Origin of the sequence: Enterobacter cloacae complex sp. IR53041 (assembly GCF_049238285.1) — a bacterium.
GTDB classification, from domain to species: domain Bacteria; phylum Pseudomonadota; class Gammaproteobacteria; order Enterobacterales; family Enterobacteriaceae; genus Enterobacter; species Enterobacter roggenkampii.
The window spans coordinates 1-19031 of the sequence record NZ_JBMKHB010000025.1 but is presented as its reverse complement, the minus strand read 5'-3'; the positions used below and the strand labels follow the sequence as shown (position 1 = coordinate 19031).

The 19031-nt window shown below is 58.7% G+C and carries 19 protein-coding genes; 10 read left to right on the top strand and 9 right to left on the bottom strand.

Features of this window, described 5'->3' with window-relative positions:
* Position 1: 1 nt before the first annotated feature.
* The 8 genes from alaS to mltB form a co-directional block, all read right to left on the bottom strand.
* Positions 2–2629 (bottom strand): alanine--tRNA ligase, encoded by a 2628-nt coding sequence (alaS, locus tag ACOTXF_RS17145; protein WP_025912372.1) that lies wholly within the window; start codon positions 2627–2629, stop codon positions 2–4.
* A 131-nt stretch (positions 2630–2760) separates the two neighbouring features.
* On the bottom strand, positions 2761–3261 hold the full coding sequence (gene recX, locus ACOTXF_RS17140; protein WP_048962862.1) for a recombination regulator RecX: 501 nt from the start codon (positions 3259–3261) through the stop codon (positions 2761–2763).
* Between the two features lie 68 nt (positions 3262–3329).
* Positions 3330–4388 (bottom strand): recombinase RecA, encoded by a 1059-nt coding sequence (gene recA, locus ACOTXF_RS17135; protein WP_008499546.1) that lies wholly within the window; start codon positions 4386–4388, stop codon positions 3330–3332.
* Between the two features lie 89 nt (positions 4389–4477).
* A complete protein-coding gene (pncC, locus tag ACOTXF_RS17130; RefSeq protein WP_048962863.1) occupies positions 4478–4975 on the bottom strand; it encodes a nicotinamide-nucleotide amidase in 498 nt (165 codons plus the stop codon).
* A gap of 130 nt (positions 4976–5105) precedes the next feature.
* A complete protein-coding gene (locus ACOTXF_RS17125; RefSeq protein WP_196343388.1) occupies positions 5106–5990 on the bottom strand; it encodes a metal ABC transporter substrate-binding protein in 885 nt (294 codons plus the stop codon).
* A 14-nt stretch (positions 5991–6004) separates the two neighbouring features.
* Entirely contained in the window at positions 6005–6865 is an 861-nt protein-coding gene (locus ACOTXF_RS17120) for a metal ABC transporter permease (RefSeq protein WP_008499549.1), read from the bottom strand.
* Positions 6862–7515 (bottom strand): metal ABC transporter ATP-binding protein, encoded by a 654-nt coding sequence (locus ACOTXF_RS17115; protein WP_048962864.1) that lies wholly within the window; start codon positions 7513–7515, stop codon positions 6862–6864. The genes ACOTXF_RS17120 and ACOTXF_RS17115 overlap by 4 nt, the downstream gene beginning before the upstream one ends.
* Before the next feature lie 300 nt (positions 7516–7815).
* Positions 7816–8916: a lytic murein transglycosylase B gene (mltB, locus tag ACOTXF_RS17110; RefSeq protein ID WP_232927274.1), complete on the bottom strand. Its 1101-nt coding sequence runs from the start codon at positions 8914–8916 to the stop codon at positions 7816–7818.
* Positions 8917–9167: 251 nt separating this feature from the next.
* On the opposite strand from mltB, the gene srlA reads away from it, so the two are divergent.
* From srlA to gutQ, 7 genes are all read left to right on the top strand, one after another.
* Positions 9168–9731, top strand: a complete 564-nt coding sequence (gene srlA, locus ACOTXF_RS17105) for a PTS glucitol/sorbitol transporter subunit IIC (protein ID WP_045354347.1) — start codon at positions 9168–9170, stop codon at positions 9729–9731.
* On the top strand, positions 9728–10687 hold the full coding sequence (gene srlE / locus ACOTXF_RS17100) for a PTS glucitol/sorbitol transporter subunit IIB (protein ID WP_232927276.1): 960 nt from the start codon (positions 9728–9730) through the stop codon (positions 10685–10687). The genes srlA and srlE overlap by 4 nt, the downstream gene beginning before the upstream one ends.
* A 12-nt stretch (positions 10688–10699) precedes the next feature.
* Positions 10700–11062 carry a PTS glucitol/sorbitol transporter subunit IIA gene (gene srlB / locus ACOTXF_RS17095; protein WP_008499554.1) on the top strand — a complete coding sequence of 121 codons (363 nt, stop codon included), beginning with the start codon at positions 10700–10702 and terminating at the stop codon, positions 11060–11062.
* A gap of 14 nt (positions 11063–11076) precedes the next feature.
* Positions 11077–11856, top strand: a complete 780-nt coding sequence (gene srlD, locus ACOTXF_RS17090) for a sorbitol-6-phosphate dehydrogenase (protein ID WP_048962865.1) — start codon at positions 11077–11079, stop codon at positions 11854–11856.
* 91 nt (positions 11857–11947) lie between these two features.
* Positions 11948–12307: a transcriptional regulator GutM gene (gutM, locus tag ACOTXF_RS17085; RefSeq protein WP_008499556.1), complete on the top strand. Its 360-nt coding sequence runs from the start codon at positions 11948–11950 to the stop codon at positions 12305–12307.
* A 63-nt stretch (positions 12308–12370) separates the two neighbouring features.
* Positions 12371–13144, top strand: coding sequence for a glucitol operon DNA-binding transcriptional repressor SrlR (gene srlR / locus ACOTXF_RS17080; protein WP_008499558.1), 774 nt, complete (start codon positions 12371–12373; stop codon positions 13142–13144).
* Positions 13137–14102 carry an arabinose-5-phosphate isomerase GutQ gene (gene gutQ / locus ACOTXF_RS17075; RefSeq protein WP_048962866.1) on the top strand — a complete coding sequence of 322 codons (966 nt, stop codon included), beginning with the start codon at positions 13137–13139 and terminating at the stop codon, positions 14100–14102. Before srlR ends, gutQ begins: the two co-directional genes overlap by 8 nt.
* Here gutQ and norR read toward each other — a convergent pair.
* Positions 14099–15610, bottom strand: a complete 1512-nt coding sequence (gene norR / locus ACOTXF_RS17070) for a nitric oxide reductase transcriptional regulator NorR (protein ID WP_047746981.1) — start codon at positions 15608–15610, stop codon at positions 14099–14101. The genes gutQ and norR overlap by 4 nt on opposite strands.
* A 188-nt stretch (positions 15611–15798) precedes the next feature.
* Between norR and norV the strand changes: the two genes are divergently transcribed.
* From norV to ACOTXF_RS17055, 3 genes are all read left to right on the top strand, one after another.
* Positions 15799–17241 (top strand): anaerobic nitric oxide reductase flavorubredoxin, encoded by a 1443-nt coding sequence (gene norV / locus ACOTXF_RS17065; protein WP_047746983.1) that lies wholly within the window; start codon positions 15799–15801, stop codon positions 17239–17241.
* On the top strand, positions 17238–18371 hold the full coding sequence (norW, locus tag ACOTXF_RS17060; RefSeq protein ID WP_047746985.1) for an NADH:flavorubredoxin reductase NorW: 1134 nt from the start codon (positions 17238–17240) through the stop codon (positions 18369–18371). The genes norV and norW overlap by 4 nt, the downstream gene beginning before the upstream one ends.
* A 107-nt stretch (positions 18372–18478) precedes the next feature.
* Positions 18479–19031: helix-turn-helix domain-containing protein (locus tag ACOTXF_RS17055; protein WP_421635289.1), on the top strand; the 553-nt coding region annotated here is incomplete at its 3' end.

The following is a 19031-nucleotide window of genomic DNA, read 5'->3' as shown; positions in this document are numbered from 1 at the left end:
ATTACAGTTTCGCGCTTACCCAGCTTTCAACGCTGGCTAATGCCGCAGGAAGTGCCGCCGCATCCGTACCACCGGCTTGCGCCATGTCCGGACGACCGCCCCCCTTGCCGCCCACCTGCTGAGCGACCATACCAATCAGTTCCCCTGCTTTTACGCGGTCAGTCACATCCTTAGAGACGCCCGCAATCAGAGAAACCTTACCTTCTGCCACTGTCGCCAGCACGATAACGGTAGAACCAAGCTGGTTCTTGAGATCGTCGACCATAGTACGCAGCATCTTAGGCTCAACGCCCGCCAGATCGCTGACCAGCAGTTTGACGCCCTTAATGTCTACAGCCTTGCTGGAGAGGTTTGCACTCTCCTGCGCCGCAGCCTGCTCTTTCAGCTGCTGCAGCTCTTTTTCCAGCTGACGCGTGCGTTCCAGCGCAACGCGCACTTTCTCGCCCAGGTTCTGGCTATCGCCTTTCAGAAGCTGCGCGATGTCGTGCAGCTGATCGCTCTGCGCATGCAGGCTGGCAATCGCGCCTTCACCGGTCACCGCTTCAATACGACGCACACCCGCCGCCGTTCCCGACTCGGAAACGATGCGGAACAGGCCGATGTCACCGGTGCGCGAGGCGTGTGTACCGCCGCACAGTTCGGTAGAGAAGTCGCCCATGCTCAGCACGCGAACACGTTCGTCGTATTTCTCGCCAAACAGCGCCATCGCACCTTTTTTCTTCGCGTCTTCGAGATCCATGATGTGGGTCTCGATTGGCAGGTTACGACGGATCTGCGCGTTCACCAGATCTTCCACCGCGCGGATTTCAGACGGCTTCATCGCTTCAAAATGCGAGAAGTCGAAGCGCAGCACTTTATCGTTAACCAGAGAACCTTTCTGTGCAACGTGGGTACCGAGCACGTCGCGCAGGGCAGCGTGCATCAGGTGGGTTGCCGAGTGGTTCAGACGAATGCGCGCGCGGCGAGCTTCATCAACGTTAGCCTGGACGCCCTCGCCCACTTTCAGAGAACCGGAAACCAGTTTGCCCTGGTGGCCAATCGCCTGACCGTATTTCTGGGTGTCGGTCACGCTGAAGCTAAAGCCATTGCCTTTCAGCTCGCCTTTATCGCCAACCTGGCCGCCGGATTCGGCGTAGAACGGCGTTTTGTCCAGAATGACTACGGCTTCCTGACCTGCGCTGATGCTGTCCACGGCTTTACCGTCAACAAACAGAGCGGTCACTTTGCCGGTCAGTTCCAGCGCCTCATAGCCTTTGAATTCAGACGCGCTGTCAACGCGGATCATCGCGTTGTAGTCTGCACCGAAACCGCTGGACTCGCGCGCACGACGGCGCTGCTCTTCCATCGCGGCTTCGAAGCCCGCTTCGTCAACTTTGATGTTACGCTCGCGGCAAACGTCCGCCGTCAGGTCAACCGGGAAGCCGTAGGTGTCGTACAGGCGGAAAGCAGTTTCGCCGTCCAGGGTGTCGCCCTTAAGCTTCGCCAGCTCTTCGTCCAGCAGCGCCAGACCGCGCTCCAGCGTACGGGCAAACTGCTCTTCTTCGGTTTTCAGAACCTGCTCAACCTGCGCCTGCTGGCGTTTCAGCTCGTCACCGGCTGACCCCATCACGCCAATCAGTGGCCCAACGAGTTTATAGAAGAAGGTGTCCTTCGCGCCCAGCATGTTGCCGTGACGGATAGCACGACGAATGATACGACGCAGCACGTAGCCACGGTTTTCATTCGACGGGATAACGCCGTCGGCAATCAGGAACGCGCAGGAACGAATGTGGTCTGCGATAACGCGCAGCGATTTGTTGTTCAGGTCGGTCGCGCCGGTGACTTCCGCAACGGCTTTGATCAGAGTGCTGAACAGGTCAATCTCATAGTTGGAGTTAACGTGCTGCAGTACCGCGGCAATACGCTCCAGACCCATACCGGTATCAACGGAAGGCTTCGGCAGCGGCTCCATGGTACCGTCGGCCTGACGGTTGAACTGCATGAAGACGATGTTCCAGATCTCAATGTAGCGATCGCCGTCTTCTTCCGGGCTGCCTGGAGGGCCACCCCAGATGTGGTCGCCGTGATCGTAGAAGATCTCGGTGCACGGACCGCAAGGACCGGTGTCACCCATCTGCCAGAAGTTGTCAGACGCGTATGGCGCGCCTTTGTTATCACCGATGCGAATAATACGCTCGCGCGGGATACCGACCTCTTTTTCCCAGATTTCGTAGGCTTCGTCATCGGTTTCATAGACGGTAACCCACAGACGCTCTTTCGGCAGGTTGAACCAGTTTTCACCGGTCAGCAGTTCCCACGCGTATTGAATGGCATCGTGTTTGAAGTAGTCGCCGAAGCTGAAGTTACCCAGCATTTCGAAGAAGGTGTGGTGACGCGCGGTGTAACCGACGTTTTCCAGGTCGTTGTGTTTACCGCCCGCACGCACGCAACGCTGTGAGGTTGTGGCGCGGGAATAATTACGCTTGTCGAGACCAAGGAACACATCCTTGAACTGGTTCATCCCGGCGTTGGTAAACAGCAGAGTCGGATCGTTGTTCGGTACCAGGGAGCTGCTGGCAACAACCTGGTGTCCCTTACTATGGAAAAAATCGAGAAACGCCTGACGGATCTCAGCGGTGCTCTTGCTCATAATTATCCTGAAATCAAGCTAACGAAATGTCGTAGCCAGCCTGTATCGGTAAACCGTTGGACAGACCAGCTACTGGAAAAAGTGGGAATAAGATAAGTTTTCTTTAGTGGGAAGTAAAATCCCGCATGCGTTCAATCGGCAAAATTACGCCAGATATCCTGAATATCTTCCATCAGGAAGCCGCGGTAGAGCAAAAAGCGCTGGATTTTGACTTTTTCTGAAAATTCACGCGGCAGCGGTTCGCCGTACTTACGAATGGCCTGCTCTTTTGCCAGCTCGCACCAGTCAATGTCGCACTCGCGCATCGCTTTTTCGATGGACTCCCGGGCCACCCCTTTCTGGTTCAGCTCCTGCCGGATGCGCGCAGGACCGTACCCCTTGCGGCCGCGGCTGGCGAGAAAGCGCGAGGCAAAGCGGTCATCGTCCAGGTAATGATGCTCATAGCACCAGGCCACCACGCGGTCGTAGTCTTCCGCCGTGGCATCAATCTCTTCCGGCCCGTTTTTGCTCATGACGGGCGCTGTCAGCTTCCGCCGCAGCTCCTGCTCACTGTGGTCACGCACGGCCAGGATGCGCACCGCACGATCCAGCAAGCGCGCGTAGGCGGGTCGGCGTGATGTCGGTTCACTCATAAAAAACCTGTAGAATCAGAAATGCAAAAAGGGCCGCATCAGCAGCCCTTCATCTTTACACGAGAGACTTAAAAGTCTTCGTTGGTTTCTTCAGCATCCGCAGCATCGACTACGAAATCAGGTTTGGAGTCCTGGTTGTTCAGCAGAAGCTCGCGCACCTTCTTCTCAATCTCTTTCGCCGCAGCCGGGTTCTCTTTCAGCCAGGAGATAGCATTCGCTTTACCCTGACCAATCTTGTCACCGTTGTAGCTGTACCAGGCGCCCGCTTTTTCAATCAGCTTCTCTTTCACGCCCAGGTCAACCAGTTCACCGTAGAAGTTGATCCCTTCACCGTAGAGGATCTGGAACTCAGCCTGTTTGAACGGTGCAGCGATTTTGTTCTTCACCACCTTCACGCGGGTTTCGCTACCGACGACGTTTTCACCCTCTTTCACCGCACCGATACGGCGGATATCCAGACGGACAGACGCGTAGAATTTCAGGGCGTTACCACCGGTTGTGGTTTCCGGGTTACCGAACATCACACCAATTTTCATACGGATCTGGTTGATGAAGATCAGCAGCGTGTTGGACTGCTTCAGGTTACCGGCCAGCTTACGCATCGCCTGGCTCATCATACGTGCCGCGAGGCCCATGTGAGAGTCGCCGATTTCACCTTCGATTTCCGCTTTTGGCGTCAGTGCGGCAACGGAGTCAACAACGATAACGTCAACCGCACCGGAGCGCGCCAGCGCGTCACAAATTTCCAGGGCCTGTTCACCGGTGTCCGGCTGAGAACAGAGCAGGTTGTCGATGTCCACGCCCAGCTTACGCGCATAAACAGGATCCAGCGCGTGCTCGGCATCGATGAACGCACAGGTTTTACCTTCGCGCTGTGCCGCAGCAATCACCTGCAGCGTCAGGGTAGTTTTACCGGAGGATTCTGGCCCGTAGATCTCTACGATACGACCCATTGGCAGGCCGCCCGCGCCCAGCGCGATATCCAGAGAAAGCGAACCGGTGGAGATCGTTTCCACATCCATGGTACGGTCTTCACCCAGGCGCATGATGGAGCCTTTACCGAATTGCTTTTCGATCTGGCCCAGTGCTGCCGCCAACGCTTTCTGTTTGTTTTCGTCGATAGCCATTATTACTCCTGTCATGCCGGGAGAAGCGACTGTGCTTCACCGTGGATTTCTGTTCTGTTGGTGCAATTATACTGTATGGTCATACAGTATCAAGTGTTTTGTAGAAATTGTTGCCAGAGCGTTTTTAACGCATATTCCGTTGCCTGACGGCGCACGCTTTCGCGATCGCCGCTGAAGCACTCCCGGCGGGTGATCCCTTCCCCTTTAGACGTGGCAAACCCAAACCAGACGGTGCCAACAGGCTTCACGTCGCTGCCGCCGTCCGGCCCCGCGATGCCGCTAATGGAAATCGCGTAATCTGCCCGCGCCGTCTTGAGCGCGCCAATGGCCATTTCAATGACCACCGGTTCACTGACCGCGCCATGCTGTTCCAGCGTGGCTTCACGTACGCCAATCATTTGTGCCTTAGCTTCGTTACTGTAGGTCACAAAACCGCGTTCAAACCAGGCGGAACTGCCGGCAATATCGGTAATCACTTTCGCCACCCAGCCGCCGGTGCAGGATTCCGCGGTGGTCATTGTCGCCCCACGCTGCTTAAGCGCCAGGCCAACGATCTCGCTAAGCTGCATCAATTCATGGTCAGTCATTCTCGCTCCAGGCATCAGAAAAACGTGCTGCACAAGATAGCACTTTCTCGTCAGATGTGGGGATGCGCTTCAGGTTTTACGAGGGGGCTTCAGAAAAAAGCCGGTGCAAACGCCCCGGCCGTGGAAGAGGTTATTTCATGCTGTCGGCGAGCGTATTCACGTTGTGGCGGAACGCCTTGACGTAGGTGTCTGCCACGCCGCCTTTTGCTGACAAGGCCTCCGGGTAAAGTTCTCCCCCTGGCTGCGCGCCCGTCGCCGAGGCAATCTGCTTCACCAGACGCGGATCGAGCTGGTTTTCCATAAACCAGGTTTTTACGCCGTCGGCTTTGATCTGATTGATGATCTCAGCAACCTGCGCCGCGCTGGCCTCGCTCTCTGAAGAGAGTCCTTGAGGTGCCATGAAGGTTACGCCATAAGCGCGGCTGAAATAGCCGAAGGCGTCATGGCTGGTCAGCACCTTGCGCTTCGCCTGCGGGATCTGGCTAAAGCGCATTTTGGCCCAGCTATCCAGCTGGTTGAGCTGCGTGATATAGGGTTTACCGGAGGCTTCCAGCGCGGCTTTGTCCTGCGGATCGGCTTTCACCAGCCCGTTCAGAATATTTTGTGCATATAACGCCCCGTTCGCCGCGCTGTTCCACGCGTGCGGATCGGTCACGGTCTTTCCATCTTCCTCAAGCGTGTGCGTTTTCACGCCTGTTGAGGCGATGACCAGTTGCCCTTTGAACCCGGAGGCTTTCACCAGGCGGTCAAGCCAGCCCTCCAGCCCCAGACCGTTCACCACCACCACATCGGCCTTGCTCAGCGCCGCGCTGTCCTTCGGCGACGGTTCGAAGGTATGCGGATCGCCGTCCGGCCCCACCAGCGTCGTCACCTTCACATGATCGCCGCCCACCTCCTGGGTGATGTCCCCCAGTATCGAGAAGCTGGTGACCACATTCAGCGTTTTCGCCATCACGGCCTGCGACATCATCCCCAGCGCGAGCGCCACTGCCACTACTAGTCCTGTACGTTTCATCGTTTCCCCTTGCGTTAAAAATACGCCCGCAGACTGCCAGCGAGCCTGCTTCGCGTACCCAATAAAATGGAAATAAAGAACTGCGCGCTGGCGGTGAGCACAATGGATGGCCCGGCCGGGAGACTCATCGCCCAGGAGAGGCTCAACCCCAGCCATGCGCAGACAATACCGCTGATGCCCGCCATCAGGAGTAACGCCGGTAGCGTGCGTACCCAGCAGCGTGCCGCCACGGCTGGCAACATCATCAGACCGACGGCCATCAGCGTGCCGAGCACCTGAAAACCGGCCACCAGGTTAAGCACCAGCAGCGCCAGAAACAGTCCGTGCAGCAGGCCGGGCAGCCAGCGGGCGTTCACCTGTAGCCAGGCGGTGTCAAACGCTTCGGTAACCAGGCCGCGATAAAACATCGCCAGCACGATAAGAGTGAACATGCACACGCCCGTGACAAACAGCGCGGCGTCGTTGTCCACGGCGAGGATGGAGCCAAACAGCAGATGCAGCAGATCGACATTCGACCCACGAAGCGATACCAGCGTGACCCCCAGCGCCAGTGAGCCAAGATAAAATCCGGCAAAGCTGGCATCTTCCTTAAGCGGCGTGCGTCGGCTGACCAGACCGGCCAGCAGCGCCACGGTAATGCCCGCGACAAAACCGCCGATACTCATTGCCAGCAGCGACAGGCCGCTGAGCAGGTATCCCACGGCGACGCCCGGCAAAATAGCGTGAGAAAGGGCATCGCCCATCAGGCTCATCCGGCGCAGCTGGAGGAATACGCCGAGCGCGGTGGTGCTGATAGAAAGCGCCAGGCAAACCACCAGCGCGCGGCGCATAAAGCCGTACTCGATGAACGGCTGGAAGAATGTGTGCCAGATCATGCCACCCTCATCCGCTCGGTTTTCCACTGAGGCACGTCAGCATCCAGCCGCAACGTCTGCGGGAAGTGGCGCGACACGCGCTCGCTGTCGTGCAGTACCGCGAGCAGCGTTTGCCCCTGCATATACATCTCCAGCATCACATCCATCAGCACGTTACAGGTGGCTTCATCGATGCCGGTAAAGGGCTCGTCCAGCATCACCAGCGGCGCTTGCTGTACCAGGACGCGGGCAAACAGCATGCGCTGGAACTGGCCGCCGGAGAGCTCATCAATGGTGGATGATGCCATGGATTCCAGCCCGACCCGCTCAAGCGCGCTGGCAATACGCAACCGCGTTTCGCGACGAAACCCGGAAAGCAGCGAAATGCCCGGCCAGCAGCCCATACTGACGACATCGCGCACGGTCAGCGGAAACTGCGCCTCCAGCGCGTGACGCTGTGCCAGCCAGCCAATCACCGGGCGCTTCCTCTGCCAGCGAAAACCGCCGCTTACGGGTGGGATAAAACCGGCGAGCGTTTTCAGCAGCGTGGATTTGCCGCAGCCGTTGGCCCCAACAATGGCGGTCATGCTGCCGCGTTCAATGACGCCCGAAAGCGCGCGCGTGACGGGCTGGTGGTCGTAACCCGCAACCAGTTCATTCATCACGATCATGGCAATGCCACCGCCCAGCGCACGGCCAGGCCGAGAAAGAAGATAAGCACCAGCGCCAGCAAAAGCCGAACCGGCGCAGAAAGAGAGAAAAGGGACATTGACATCTCGGCACCAATTTAAATGTTATAACATAACAATAATGAAAGGTGATTAGGATGTAAATGGCAGGTTTGAAAAGGGAGTGTGGCGAAATGTTTCTGCAAAACGCCCTCTCCCATGGGAGAGGGCAACAGGCCGCACCGTGCGCGCAGCCAGGCCGGGTGGCGGCGTTGCCTTACCCGGCCTACCCGTCGGGGTAACTTACTGACTAAACGGTGACGCCGCCGGCACGCGGGCCTGCGATACCGCCAGCCCCAGCTGCCACACGGCCATCGCATAGTGGGTGCTGTGGTTATAGCGGGTGATGGTGTAGAAGTTCGGCAGCCCGTACCAGTACTGATAGCCCGTTCCGACATCGAGACGCAGCAGACTCGCCTGCTGTGCATTGCCCAGCGGCTGCGTTGGCGTTAGGCCTGCCGCGGACAGCTGCGAAATGCTGTAGTTGGTTTTGAAGCCGTTTTCCAGCCCCGGCGCCTGACCGTTCGCCTGCACCGCCACCTGGCCGCCCGGCACCCAGCCGTGCGCCTTGAAGTAGTTCGCCACGCTGCCGATGGCATCCACCGGATCCCACAGATTGATATGGCCATCGCCGTTAAAGTCGACGGCATACTGTTTATAGGAGGACGGCATAAACTGGCCGTAGCCCATCGCGCCGGCAAACGACCCTTTCAGATCGAGCGGATCGTCCTGTTCGTTGCGCGCCATCAGCAGGAAGGTTTCCAGCTCGGAAGAGAAATACTCCGCGCGGCGCGGGTAGTTAAAGGAGAGCGTCGCCAGCGCGTCAAGGATGCGGGTTTTGCCCATCACGCGGCCCCAGCGGGTTTCCACGCCGATAATCCCGACGATAATTTCAGGCGGCACGCCGTACACCTGCCACGCGCGGTTAAGCGCATCTTCATACTGATTCCAGAACGCCATGCCGTTTTGCACGTTGTCCGGGGTAATGAACTGTTTGCGATAGCGCAGCCACGCCCCGTTTGGCCCGCTCGGCACCTGGGCCGTCGGCGCCTGTCTGTCCATCAGGCGCAGCACGTAATCCAGACGCTTGGCCTGAGACAAAATTTCGTGCAGCTGCTGTCTGTCAAAGCCGTGCTTGCTCACCATTTTATCGATGAACTGCTCGGCCGCCGGGTTATTCGCGAAGTCGCCGCCCATCTGCATCATATTGTGCTGCGGCTCCAGCAGGAATCCTCCGGAAGGCGCACCCGCCGTTTGCTGAACGGCTTCGGTCTTAGGTTTGCTACTACAGGCAGACAGCAGAATAAGCGCAGGCAACAGCGCTGCATAACGACGCTTGAACATGAGACATCCATTTAACGGGTTCGATAAGAACCCAGTATGGTAAAGCATCCGCAACACCTCAAGGAAGCGGTACGCACCTCCCCAACGCAAATCCGTGCTTTTTTCCCCCGAAAATCATTCACCACGTCAATTATCTTTCAAAATAATCCATTTTTCTTTCATTGTGAGATCTAACTAACACTTTAAAACCTTTCAAAGTGATTATTATTAGCCACAGATAGACAAAAACAAACGCCCTACAGGAGAGAAGAATGATAGAAACCATCACCCACGGCGCCGAGTGGTTCATCGGGCTGTTTCAGAAAGGCGGAGACGTGTTCACCGGCATGGTGACCGGGATCCTGCCCCTGCTGATCAGCCTGCTGGTGATCATGAACGCGCTGATTAACTTTATCGGCCAGCAGCGCATTGAGCGCTTCGCCCAGCGCTGCGCCGGAAACCCGCTGTCCCGCTACCTGATACTGCCCTTTATCGGCACCTTCGTGTTCTGCAACCCGATGACCTTAAGCCTCGGCCGCTTTATGCCAGAGAAGTACAAGCCGAGCTATTACGCCGCCGCCTCCTACAGCTGCCATTCCATGAACGGCCTGTTCCCGCACATCAACCCCGGCGAGCTGTTCGTTTATCTCGGGATCGCCAGCGGCCTTACCACGCTTGGCCTGCCGCTCGGCCCGCTGGCGGTGAGCTACCTGCTGGTCGGTCTGGTGACCAACTTCTTCCGCGGCTGGGTGACCGACCTCACCACCGCTATTTTCGAGAAAAAAATGGGCATCCAGCTTGAACAGAAAGTCCATCTTTCAGGAGCCACAGCATGAACCGGATCCGCATTGAGAAAGGCACGGGCGGCTGGGGCGGCCCGCTGGAGTTCGACGCCACCGAAGGCAAAAAGATTGTGTACATCACCGCGGGCACGCGCCCGGCGATCGTCGACACGTTGCGCGATCTGACCGGCTGGGAAGCGGTCGACGGCTTCAAGGAAGGCGAACCGCCGGAAGCGGAAATTGGCGTGGCGGTGATCGACTGCGGCGGCACGCTGCGCTGCGGCATCTATCCGAAGCGCCGCATTCCGACGGTAAATATTCACTCCACCGGGAAATCCGGCCCGCTGGCGCAGTACATCCTCGAAGACATTTATGTCTCAGGCGTGAAGGAAGACAACATCACCCTGGTGAAGGGGACGTCTGCACCGCAAAAAGCGGCCCCGCGCGAGTACGACACCAGTAAGAAAATCACCGAGCAGAGCGATGGCCTGCTGGCAAAGGTCGGGATGGGAATGGGGTCCGCCGTGGCGGTGCTGTTCCAGTCCGGGCGCGACACCATCGACACGGTGCTGAAGACCATTCTGCCGTTTATGGCGTTCGTCTCGGCGCTGATCGGCATCATCATGGCCTCCGGCCTGGGGGACTGGATTGCCCACGGCCTCGCCCCGCTCGCCAGCCACCCGCTCGGGCTGGTGACGCTGGCGCTGATCTGCTCCTTCCCGCTGCTGTCGCCGTTCCTCGGCCCGGGCGCGGTGATTGCTCAGGTCATCGGCGTGCTGATTGGCGTGCAGATTGGTCAGGGGAATATTCCTCCGCACCTCGCCCTGCCCGCCCTGTTTGCCATTAACGCCCAGGCAGCGTGCGACTTCATCCCCGTGGGGCTGTCGCTGGCGGAAGCACGCCAGGACACCGTGCGCGTGGGCGTGCCGTCCGTGCTGGTCAGCCGCTTCCTGACGGGTGCGCCGACGGTGCTGATTGCCTGGTTTGTCTCCGGCTTTATTTATCAATAAGAGGTTCCTGCCATGACCGTGATTTACCAGACCACCATTACCCGCATCGGCCAGAGCGCGGCGGATGCGCTGAGCGACCAGATGCTGATCACCTTTCGCGAAGGGGCGCCTGCGGATATCGAAGAGTTTTGCTTTATCCACTGCCACGGCGAGCTGAACGGTGAGCTGAAGGCCGGGAGCCAGCTGGAGCTGGGCGAGGCGCGCTATGCCGTGACCGCCGTCGGCGACGTCGCTGAACAAAACCTGCGCGAGCTGGGCCACATCACCCTGCGTTTCGACGGCCAGCCGCAGGCGGAATATCCCGGCACGGTTCACGTAGCGGGCCCGGTTCCGCAGGCTGTCACCCCAGGCTGCACGTTAAAATTTGTTGCGTAATTAAGGAGATAGACATGAGTCAGGTTGCCGTTGTCATTGGTGGGGGACAAACCTTAGGCGAGTTCCTCTGCCGTGGGCTTGCCGCTGAGGGTTACCGCGTGGCGGTAGTGGATATTCAGAGTGAAAAGGCCGCCCGCGTGGCGGACACCATCAACACCGAGTTTGGTGAAGGAATGGCGTACGGGTTTGGCGCCGACGCCACCAGCGAGCAGAGCGTGATGGCGCTCGCGCGCGGCGTGGACGACAATTTTGGGCGTACCGACCTGCTGGTTTACAGCGCCGGCATTGCGAAAGCGGCCTTTATCAGCGACTTCGAGCTGGGGGATTTTGACCGCTCGCTGCAGGTCAATCTGGTGGGCTATTTCCTCTGCGCCCGCGAGTTTTCCCGTCTGATGATCCGCGACGGCATTCAGGGGCGCATCATTCAGATCAACTCAAAATCGGGGAAAGTGGGCAGCAAGCACAACTCCGGCTACAGCGCGGCGAAGTTTGGCGGCGTGGGGCTGACGCAGTCTCTGGCGCTGGATCTGGCCGAATACGGCATTACCGTCCACTCGCTGATGCTGGGCAATCTGCTGAAATCGCCGATGTTCCAGTCCCTGCTGCCGCAGTACGCCACCAAGCTCGGTATTAAAGCGGAAGAAGTGGAGCAGTACTACATCGATAAAGTGCCGCTCAAGCGCGGGTGCGACTATCAGGACGTGCTGAACATGCTGCTGTTTTACGCCAGCCCGAAAGCCTCGTACTGCACCGGACAGTCGATTAACGTCACCGGTGGGCAGGTGATGTTCTGAGTTCATTCCCCGGTGGCGCTGCGCTTACCGGGGCTACCATCCCCGTAGGCCGGGTAAGGCGCAGCCGCCACCCGGCAATTAAGGAGCCGATATGGTCACCGCACTCATTACCGTCGCCGCCCTCGCCTGGCTCTGCCAGATGGCGTTTGGCGGCTGGCAAATCCATCGGTTTAACCGCGCGTTTGACGCCCTGTGCCAGAAAGGCCGCGTGGGCGTCGGGCGTTCCGGTGGACGCTTCAAGCCGCGGGTCGTCGTGGCTGTTGCGCTGGATGAAAACAACAAGGTCTGCGATTCCCTCATCATGCGCGGCATGACCGTCTTTGCCCGTCCGGTGAAAATCCAGGCAATCAACGGCATTTCGCTGCAGGAATTGCAGCCCGATGTGATCTTTCCCCATGATCCACTTTGTCAGAATGCACTATCATTAGCGCTTAATCTGAAACATGGATAATTTCGTTGTGAAAGATATAGACTTGCGAAATTATCATTTCGCAACCTAAGGAACGAAGCGCCTATGAAACCTCGTCAGCGGCAGGCGGCCATTCTTGAGCATCTGCAAAAGCAGGGAAAATGCTCGGTAGAGGATCTGGCCCACTACTTTGACACCACCGGCACGACGATACGCAAGGACCTCGTATTGCTCGAAAACTCTGGCGCCGTCATTCGAACCTACGGCGGCGTGGTGCTCAATAAAGACGAAGCGGACCCGCCTATCGACCACAAAACGCTGATCAATACCCACCAGAAAGCGCTGATTGCCGAAGCCGCCGTAAAATTTATCCACGATGGCGACTCGATCATTCTGGATGCAGGCAGTACCGTCCTGCAGATGATCCCCCTGCTCAGCCGCTTTAACAACATCACGGTGATGACCAACAGCCTGCACATCGTCAACGCCCTGTCGGAGAACGACTGCGAGCAGACCATCCTGATGCCCGGCGGCACCTTCCGTAAAAAATCCGCGTCGTTCCACGGGCAGCTGGCGGAGAACGCCTTCGACCACTTCAGCTTTGATAAACTGTTCATGGGCACCGACGGCATCGACCTGAACGCGGGCGTCACCACCTTCAACGAGGTGTTCAGCGTCAGTAAAGCCATGTGCAACGCCGCGCGGGAAGTGATTCTGATGGCGGACTCGTCGAAGTTTGGCCGTAAAAGCCCCAACATTGTCTGTAGCCTGGAGAGCGTCGACAAGCTGATTACCGACGCGGGTATCGACCCGGCGTTCAAAAAAGCGCTGGAAGAGAAAGGCATCGACGTGATCGTAACCGGAGAGAGAGATGAGTGATTTTCTGTTAGAAACGGGCCGCCAGACGCTAATGCTGGAGCTGCAGGAAGCCAGCCGCCTGCCGGAACGTCTGGGCGAGGATTTTGTCCGCGCGGCCAACACCATTATCCACTGCGAAGGCAAAGTGATCGTGGCGGGCATCGGTAAATCCGGCCATATCGGCAAAAAGATTGCCGCGACGCTGGCCAGCACCGGCACCCCGGCCTTCTTCGTGCACCCTGCCGAAGCGCTGCACGGCGATCTGGGAATGATTGAGAGCCGCGATGTGATGCTGTTTATCTCCTACTCCGGTTCGGCGAAAGAGCTGGATCTCATCATTCCGCGTCTGCAGGAAAAATCGGTTGCCCTGCTGGCGATGACCGGGAAATCCCGCTCGCCGCTGGCGCTGGCCGCCAAGGCAACGCTGGATATTTCCGTTGAGCGTGAAGCCTGTCCGATGCACCTCGCCCCCACCTCCAGCACCGTGAATACCCTGATGATGGGCGACGCGCTGGCGATGGCAGTAATGCAGGCGCGCGGGTTTAACGAAGAAGATTTCGCCCGCTCGCATCCGGCTGGGGCGCTCGGGGCGCGCCTGCTCAACAAAGTCCACCACCTGATGCGCACTGACGATGCGATTCCACAGGTCAAGCTCAATACCAGCGTCATGGACGCGATGCTGGAGCTGAGCCGTACCGGTCTGGGGCTGGTTGCGGTGTGCGATGACGACGGATACGTCAAAGGCGTGTTCACCGACGGCGACCTGCGCCGCTGGCTGGTGGGCGGCGGTAAGCTGGAAACAGACGTGTCTGACGCCATGACCCAGGGCGGGCTGACGCTGAACGCCGAGAGCCGCGCCATTGAAGCCAAAGAGGTGCTGATGAAGCGCAAAATCACCGCCGCACCGGTGGTTGATGACACCGGCAGGCTGTGCGGTGCCATCAACCTGCAGGATTTCTATCAGGCCGGGATTATCTAACCCTTCAGCCCGAGACGCTTCGCCAGCCGGTGCAGGTTGGCGACGTCCATCTCCAGCGCCCGGGCGCACGCCGCCCAGTTGCGGTTATTCTGCTCCAGCGCGCGGGTAATCATCTGACGCTGAAACGCCTCCGTGGCGTCACGCAGATTTTCATGCGCTCTCTCTGGTACAGCCTGCGCAATAGACGCAATTTCATCATGCTGCGCAAAATGCCGGGCATGTATAACCACTTCATCACCCGAACGCGTCGCTCGCGCCAGCACCACCGCGCGGTGAATCGCGTGTTCCAGCTCGCGCACGTTGCCCGGCCAGCCGTAGCTCAGCAGATGCGCCCTCGCCCCAGGGCTTAACACCACGCGGGAAAGCCCCATCCTGAGACGGCACTGCTCGCAGAAATAGCCCGCCAGCAGCACCACGTCGTCCCCGCGCTCGCGCAGCGGCGGCACGGTAAGCGGGAACACGCTCAGGCGGTGGAACAGGTCGGCGCGGAACTGCCCGGCAAGCACCGCTTCACGCAGGTCGCGGTTCGTCGCCGCCAGCACGCGAACGTCCACTCTGTGACTGCGGTCGTCCCCCACGCGCTGGATATCGCCGTACTGCAATACGCGCAGGAGTTTGGCCTGGAGCGACAGGGAAAGCTCGCCAATTTCATCCAGAAACAGCGTGCCGTTATCGGCCATTTCGAACTTGCCGCTGCGGTTGCTGATGGCGCCGGTAAACGCCCCTTTGACGTGACCAAACAATTCGCTTTCCGCCACGCTTTCCGGCAGCGCGGCGCAGTTGAGGTACACCAGCGGATTGACCGCGCGCGGCGACGCTTCGTGAATCGACTTCGCCACCAGCTCCTTGCCGGTGCCGGTCTCCCCGAAGATCAGCACGTTCAAATCGGACGCGGCAACAATCTCAATCTCTTTTTTGAGCTGCGCCATGCCCGGCGAGAGGCCAATCATCTCCGTGTGCGTCACCTGCTCAAACGCCGCCGGGCTGCCGGGAGAAATATTCTGACTCTCCAGCTGTTCAATCAGCAGCGCATTGTTCAGCGCCCCGGCGGCCAGGGCGGCAATCAGGCGAAGCTCCTCATCGCTGAAGGTATCGAACTGGTCCGGCGACAGGCCGTCGAGGGTCAGCGCCCCAATCAGATTCTGCCCGGCAAACAGCGGCAGGCCAATACAGGCGTGCACCTTCAGGCTCTCCTGTCCGGGAATCAGCCCGTCGTACGGGTCGGGCAGATCGCTGTCCGCCGGGAAACGCACCACGTCACCCGCGCGGGCGATAGTTTCCAGACGCGGATGGCCTTCAAGGGTAAAGCGCCGCCCGAGCACGTCCTTCGCCAGGCCGTCGATGGCCAGCGGAATAAACTGCCGTCCTTCGTAGCGCAGCAGCGCCGAGGCGTCGCACGCCAGCACGTGGCGCAGCGTGGAGATCAGCCGCTGGAAGCGGTCCTGATGACCAATACCGGTTTGCAGTTCAATGGCGATTTTCGCCAGCACGTCTACGGAAAAGCTCATCTCTACCTCGCTGTCATTTTGACAATGCATGTTGTCATAGTGACACTGTTTTTAATAGTCATAATGACTACCCATTTCGGATCATCAAAACTTTAACCCATAAAAATCAATATATTAAAAGTTGGCACGCGGCTTGATATAAGCAAACCATCCTATTTGAAAAACGCGATATTACGCTGAGGTTTGCTATGTCTATTCTGGTTAAAAATAACATTCATTGGGTGGGTCAACGTGACTGGGAAGTACGCGATTTTCACGGCACGGAATACAAAACGCTGCGCGGCAGCAGCTACAACAGCTATCTCATTCGTGAAGGTAAAAATGTGCTGATCGATACCGTCGATCACAAGTTCAGCCGCGAGTTCGTGCAGAACCTGCGCGGCGAAATCGATCTGAATGCCATCGACTACATCATCATCAACCACGCGGAGGAGGATCACGCCGGGGCCCTGACCGAGCTGATGTCGTATATTCCGGACACCCCGATCTACTGCACCACCAACGCCATCGACTCGATCAACGGCCACCACCACCATCCGGAGTGGAACTTCCACACCGTTAAAACGGGCGACGCGCTGGATATCGGCAACGGCAAGCAGCTGATCTTCGTGGAAACGCCCATGCTGCACTGGCCGGACAGCATGATGACCTACATGACCGGCGACGCGGTGCTGTTCAGCAACGACGCCTTCGGCCAGCACTACTGCGACGAACGCCTGTTTAATGACGAAGTGGATCAGACCGAGCTTTTCGAGCAGTGCCAGCGTTACTACGCCAACATCCTGACCCCGTTCAGCCGTCTGGTGACGCCTAAAATCACCGAGATCCTCGGCTTTAACCTGCCGGTGGAGATGATTGCCACCTCCCACGGCGTGGTGTGGCGTGAAAACCCCACCCAGATCGTGGAGCTGTACCTGAAGTGGGCGACGGATTATCAGGAAGATCGCATCACGATCTTCTACGACACCATGTCCAACAACACCCGCATGATGGCGGACGCCATTGCCCAGGGCATCAACGAAGTGGACCCGAACGTGGCGGTGAAGATCTTCAACGTGGCGCGCAGCGATAAAAACGAGATCCTCACCAACGTCTTCCGCTCCAAGGGCGTGCTGGTGGGCACCTCCACCATGAACAACGTGATGATGCCGAAGATTGCCGGTCTGGTCGAAGAGATGACCGGCCTGCGCTTTCGCAACAAGCGCGCCAGCGCCTTTGGCTCCCACGGCTGGAGCGGCGGTGCGGTCGACCGCCTTTCCACCCGTTTACAGGATGCAGGGTTTGAGATGTCGATGAGCCTGAAGGCGAAATGGCGGCCGGATATCGACGCCCTGGAAATCTGCCGCCAGCACGGCCGCGACATCGCCCGTCAGTGGGCGCTCGCACCGCTGCCGGAAACCGCCCCCGCCGCGGCGGTTGCGCCGGAAGCCGTAGCTGAAGCCGCCGCTGCCGACCTCGGTCCTTGCATGCAGTGCAGCGTGTGCCAGTGGATTTACGACCCGGAACGGGGCGAGCCGCTGCAGGATGTCGCTCCGGGCACGCCGTGGAGCGAGGTGCCGGACACCTTCCTCTGCCCGGAATGTTCCCTCGGGAAAGACGTTTTTGATGAACTGGCAACGGAGGCAAAATGAGCCACGGTATCGTCATTATCGGCTCGGGCTTTGCCGCCCGCCAGCTGGTGAAAAATATCCGCAAGCAGGACGCTAACGTGCCGTTGACGCTGATCGCCGCCGACAGCATGGACGAGTACAACAAGCCTGATTTAAGCCACGTCATTAGCCAGAACCAGCGCGCCGACGATCTCACCCGCCAGACGGCGGGGGCGTTCGCAGAACAGTTTAACCTGCGTCTGTTTCCGTACACCTGGGTCACCGATATCGACGCCAACGCCCGTCTGGTGAAAGCGAAAGATAAAACCTGGCAGTACGACAAGCTGGTGCTGGCCACGGGTGCCTCTACGTTTGTGCCGCCGGTTGAGGGCCGCGAGCTGATGGTCACGCTCAACAGCCAGCAGGCGTATCAGGCCAGCGAAACGGAGCTTCGCGACGCCACGCGGGTGATGATTGTCGGCGGCGGGCTGATCGGTACCGAGCTGGCGATGGACTTCTGCCGGGCGGGAAAATCCGTGACCCTGGTCGACCACGCGGCGAGCATTCTGTCAGCGCTGATGCCCGCGGAAGTGAGCAGTCGCTTACAGCATCGTCTGACCGACATGGGCGTCCATCTGCTGCTGAAATCGCAGCTGCAGAGCCTGAGCAAAACCGGCAGCGGCATACGTGCAACGCTCGACCGCAGCCGCAGCGTGGAGGTGGATGTGGTGATTGCGGCGACGGGGCTGCGCCCGGAAACGGCGCTGGCGCATCGCGCAGGGGCCGAAATCAACCGCGGCGTGAAGGTTAACAGCTACCTGCAAACCACGCAGCCGGACATGTATGCCCTGGGCGACTGCGCGGAAATTAACGGCCAGGTGCTGCCGTTCCTGCAGCCGATTCAGTTAAGCGCCGTGTGTCTGGCGAAAAACCTGCTCGGCGGCAACGCCCCGGTGAAATTACCCGCCATGCTGGTCAAAGTGAAAACGCCGGAATTACCGCTGCATCTCGCAGGCGAAACGCAGCGTCAGGATCTGGACTGGCAGATTGCCCTTTCGCCGCAGGGCATGGTGGCGCGCGGCACCGATACCGACGGTCAGATGCGCGCCTTTGTCGTCAGTGAGGACAGAATGAAGGAGGCCTTCGCCCTGCTGAAATCGCTCCCTGCTTAACCCTCGTATTGCCGGGTGGCGCTCCGGTATGAACCGGAAACATGGGTAACACTTTAGACCGGATACATGGGTAACAGTTATAACTGGCATAGAAGAGGAGACTCGCTATGCCCTGGACTGAGACCCGACCTATGCAACGCCTTGATTTTATCCGTGCCTGCCATGCAGGTACGGACTCCTTCTCCGCTCTTTGCCGTCTTTTTGGTATCAGCCGCAAAACTGGCTACAAATGGCTTCAGCGTTTTGACCCTTCTGACCTGTCCTCTCTCTCTGACCGGTCGCGCGCACCATGCTCTCACTCCCGGACGGTTCCTGACGAGGTCGTCGGACACCTGACTGCCCTGCGTCAGAAACACCCTGACTGGGGCCCGAAAAAACTGCGGATGTGGCTCCTCAATCATCACGTCGATTTTACCGTTCCTGCTGCCAGCACTGTCGGCGATATCCTCAAGCGTGAAGGCCTGGTACCTGACAGAAAGAGAAAGCGCAGAACGCCGGGGAATCGCCGGCCCCTGACCAGCATCAGTGAAAACAATCAGGTCTGGAGCGCTGATTTTAAAGGCAAGTTCAGGCTGCTGAGCAGAGAGTACTGTCATCCCTTTACCCTGACCGACAACCACAGCCGGTATCTGCTGAGCTGCCGTGGAACGGACCGTGAGA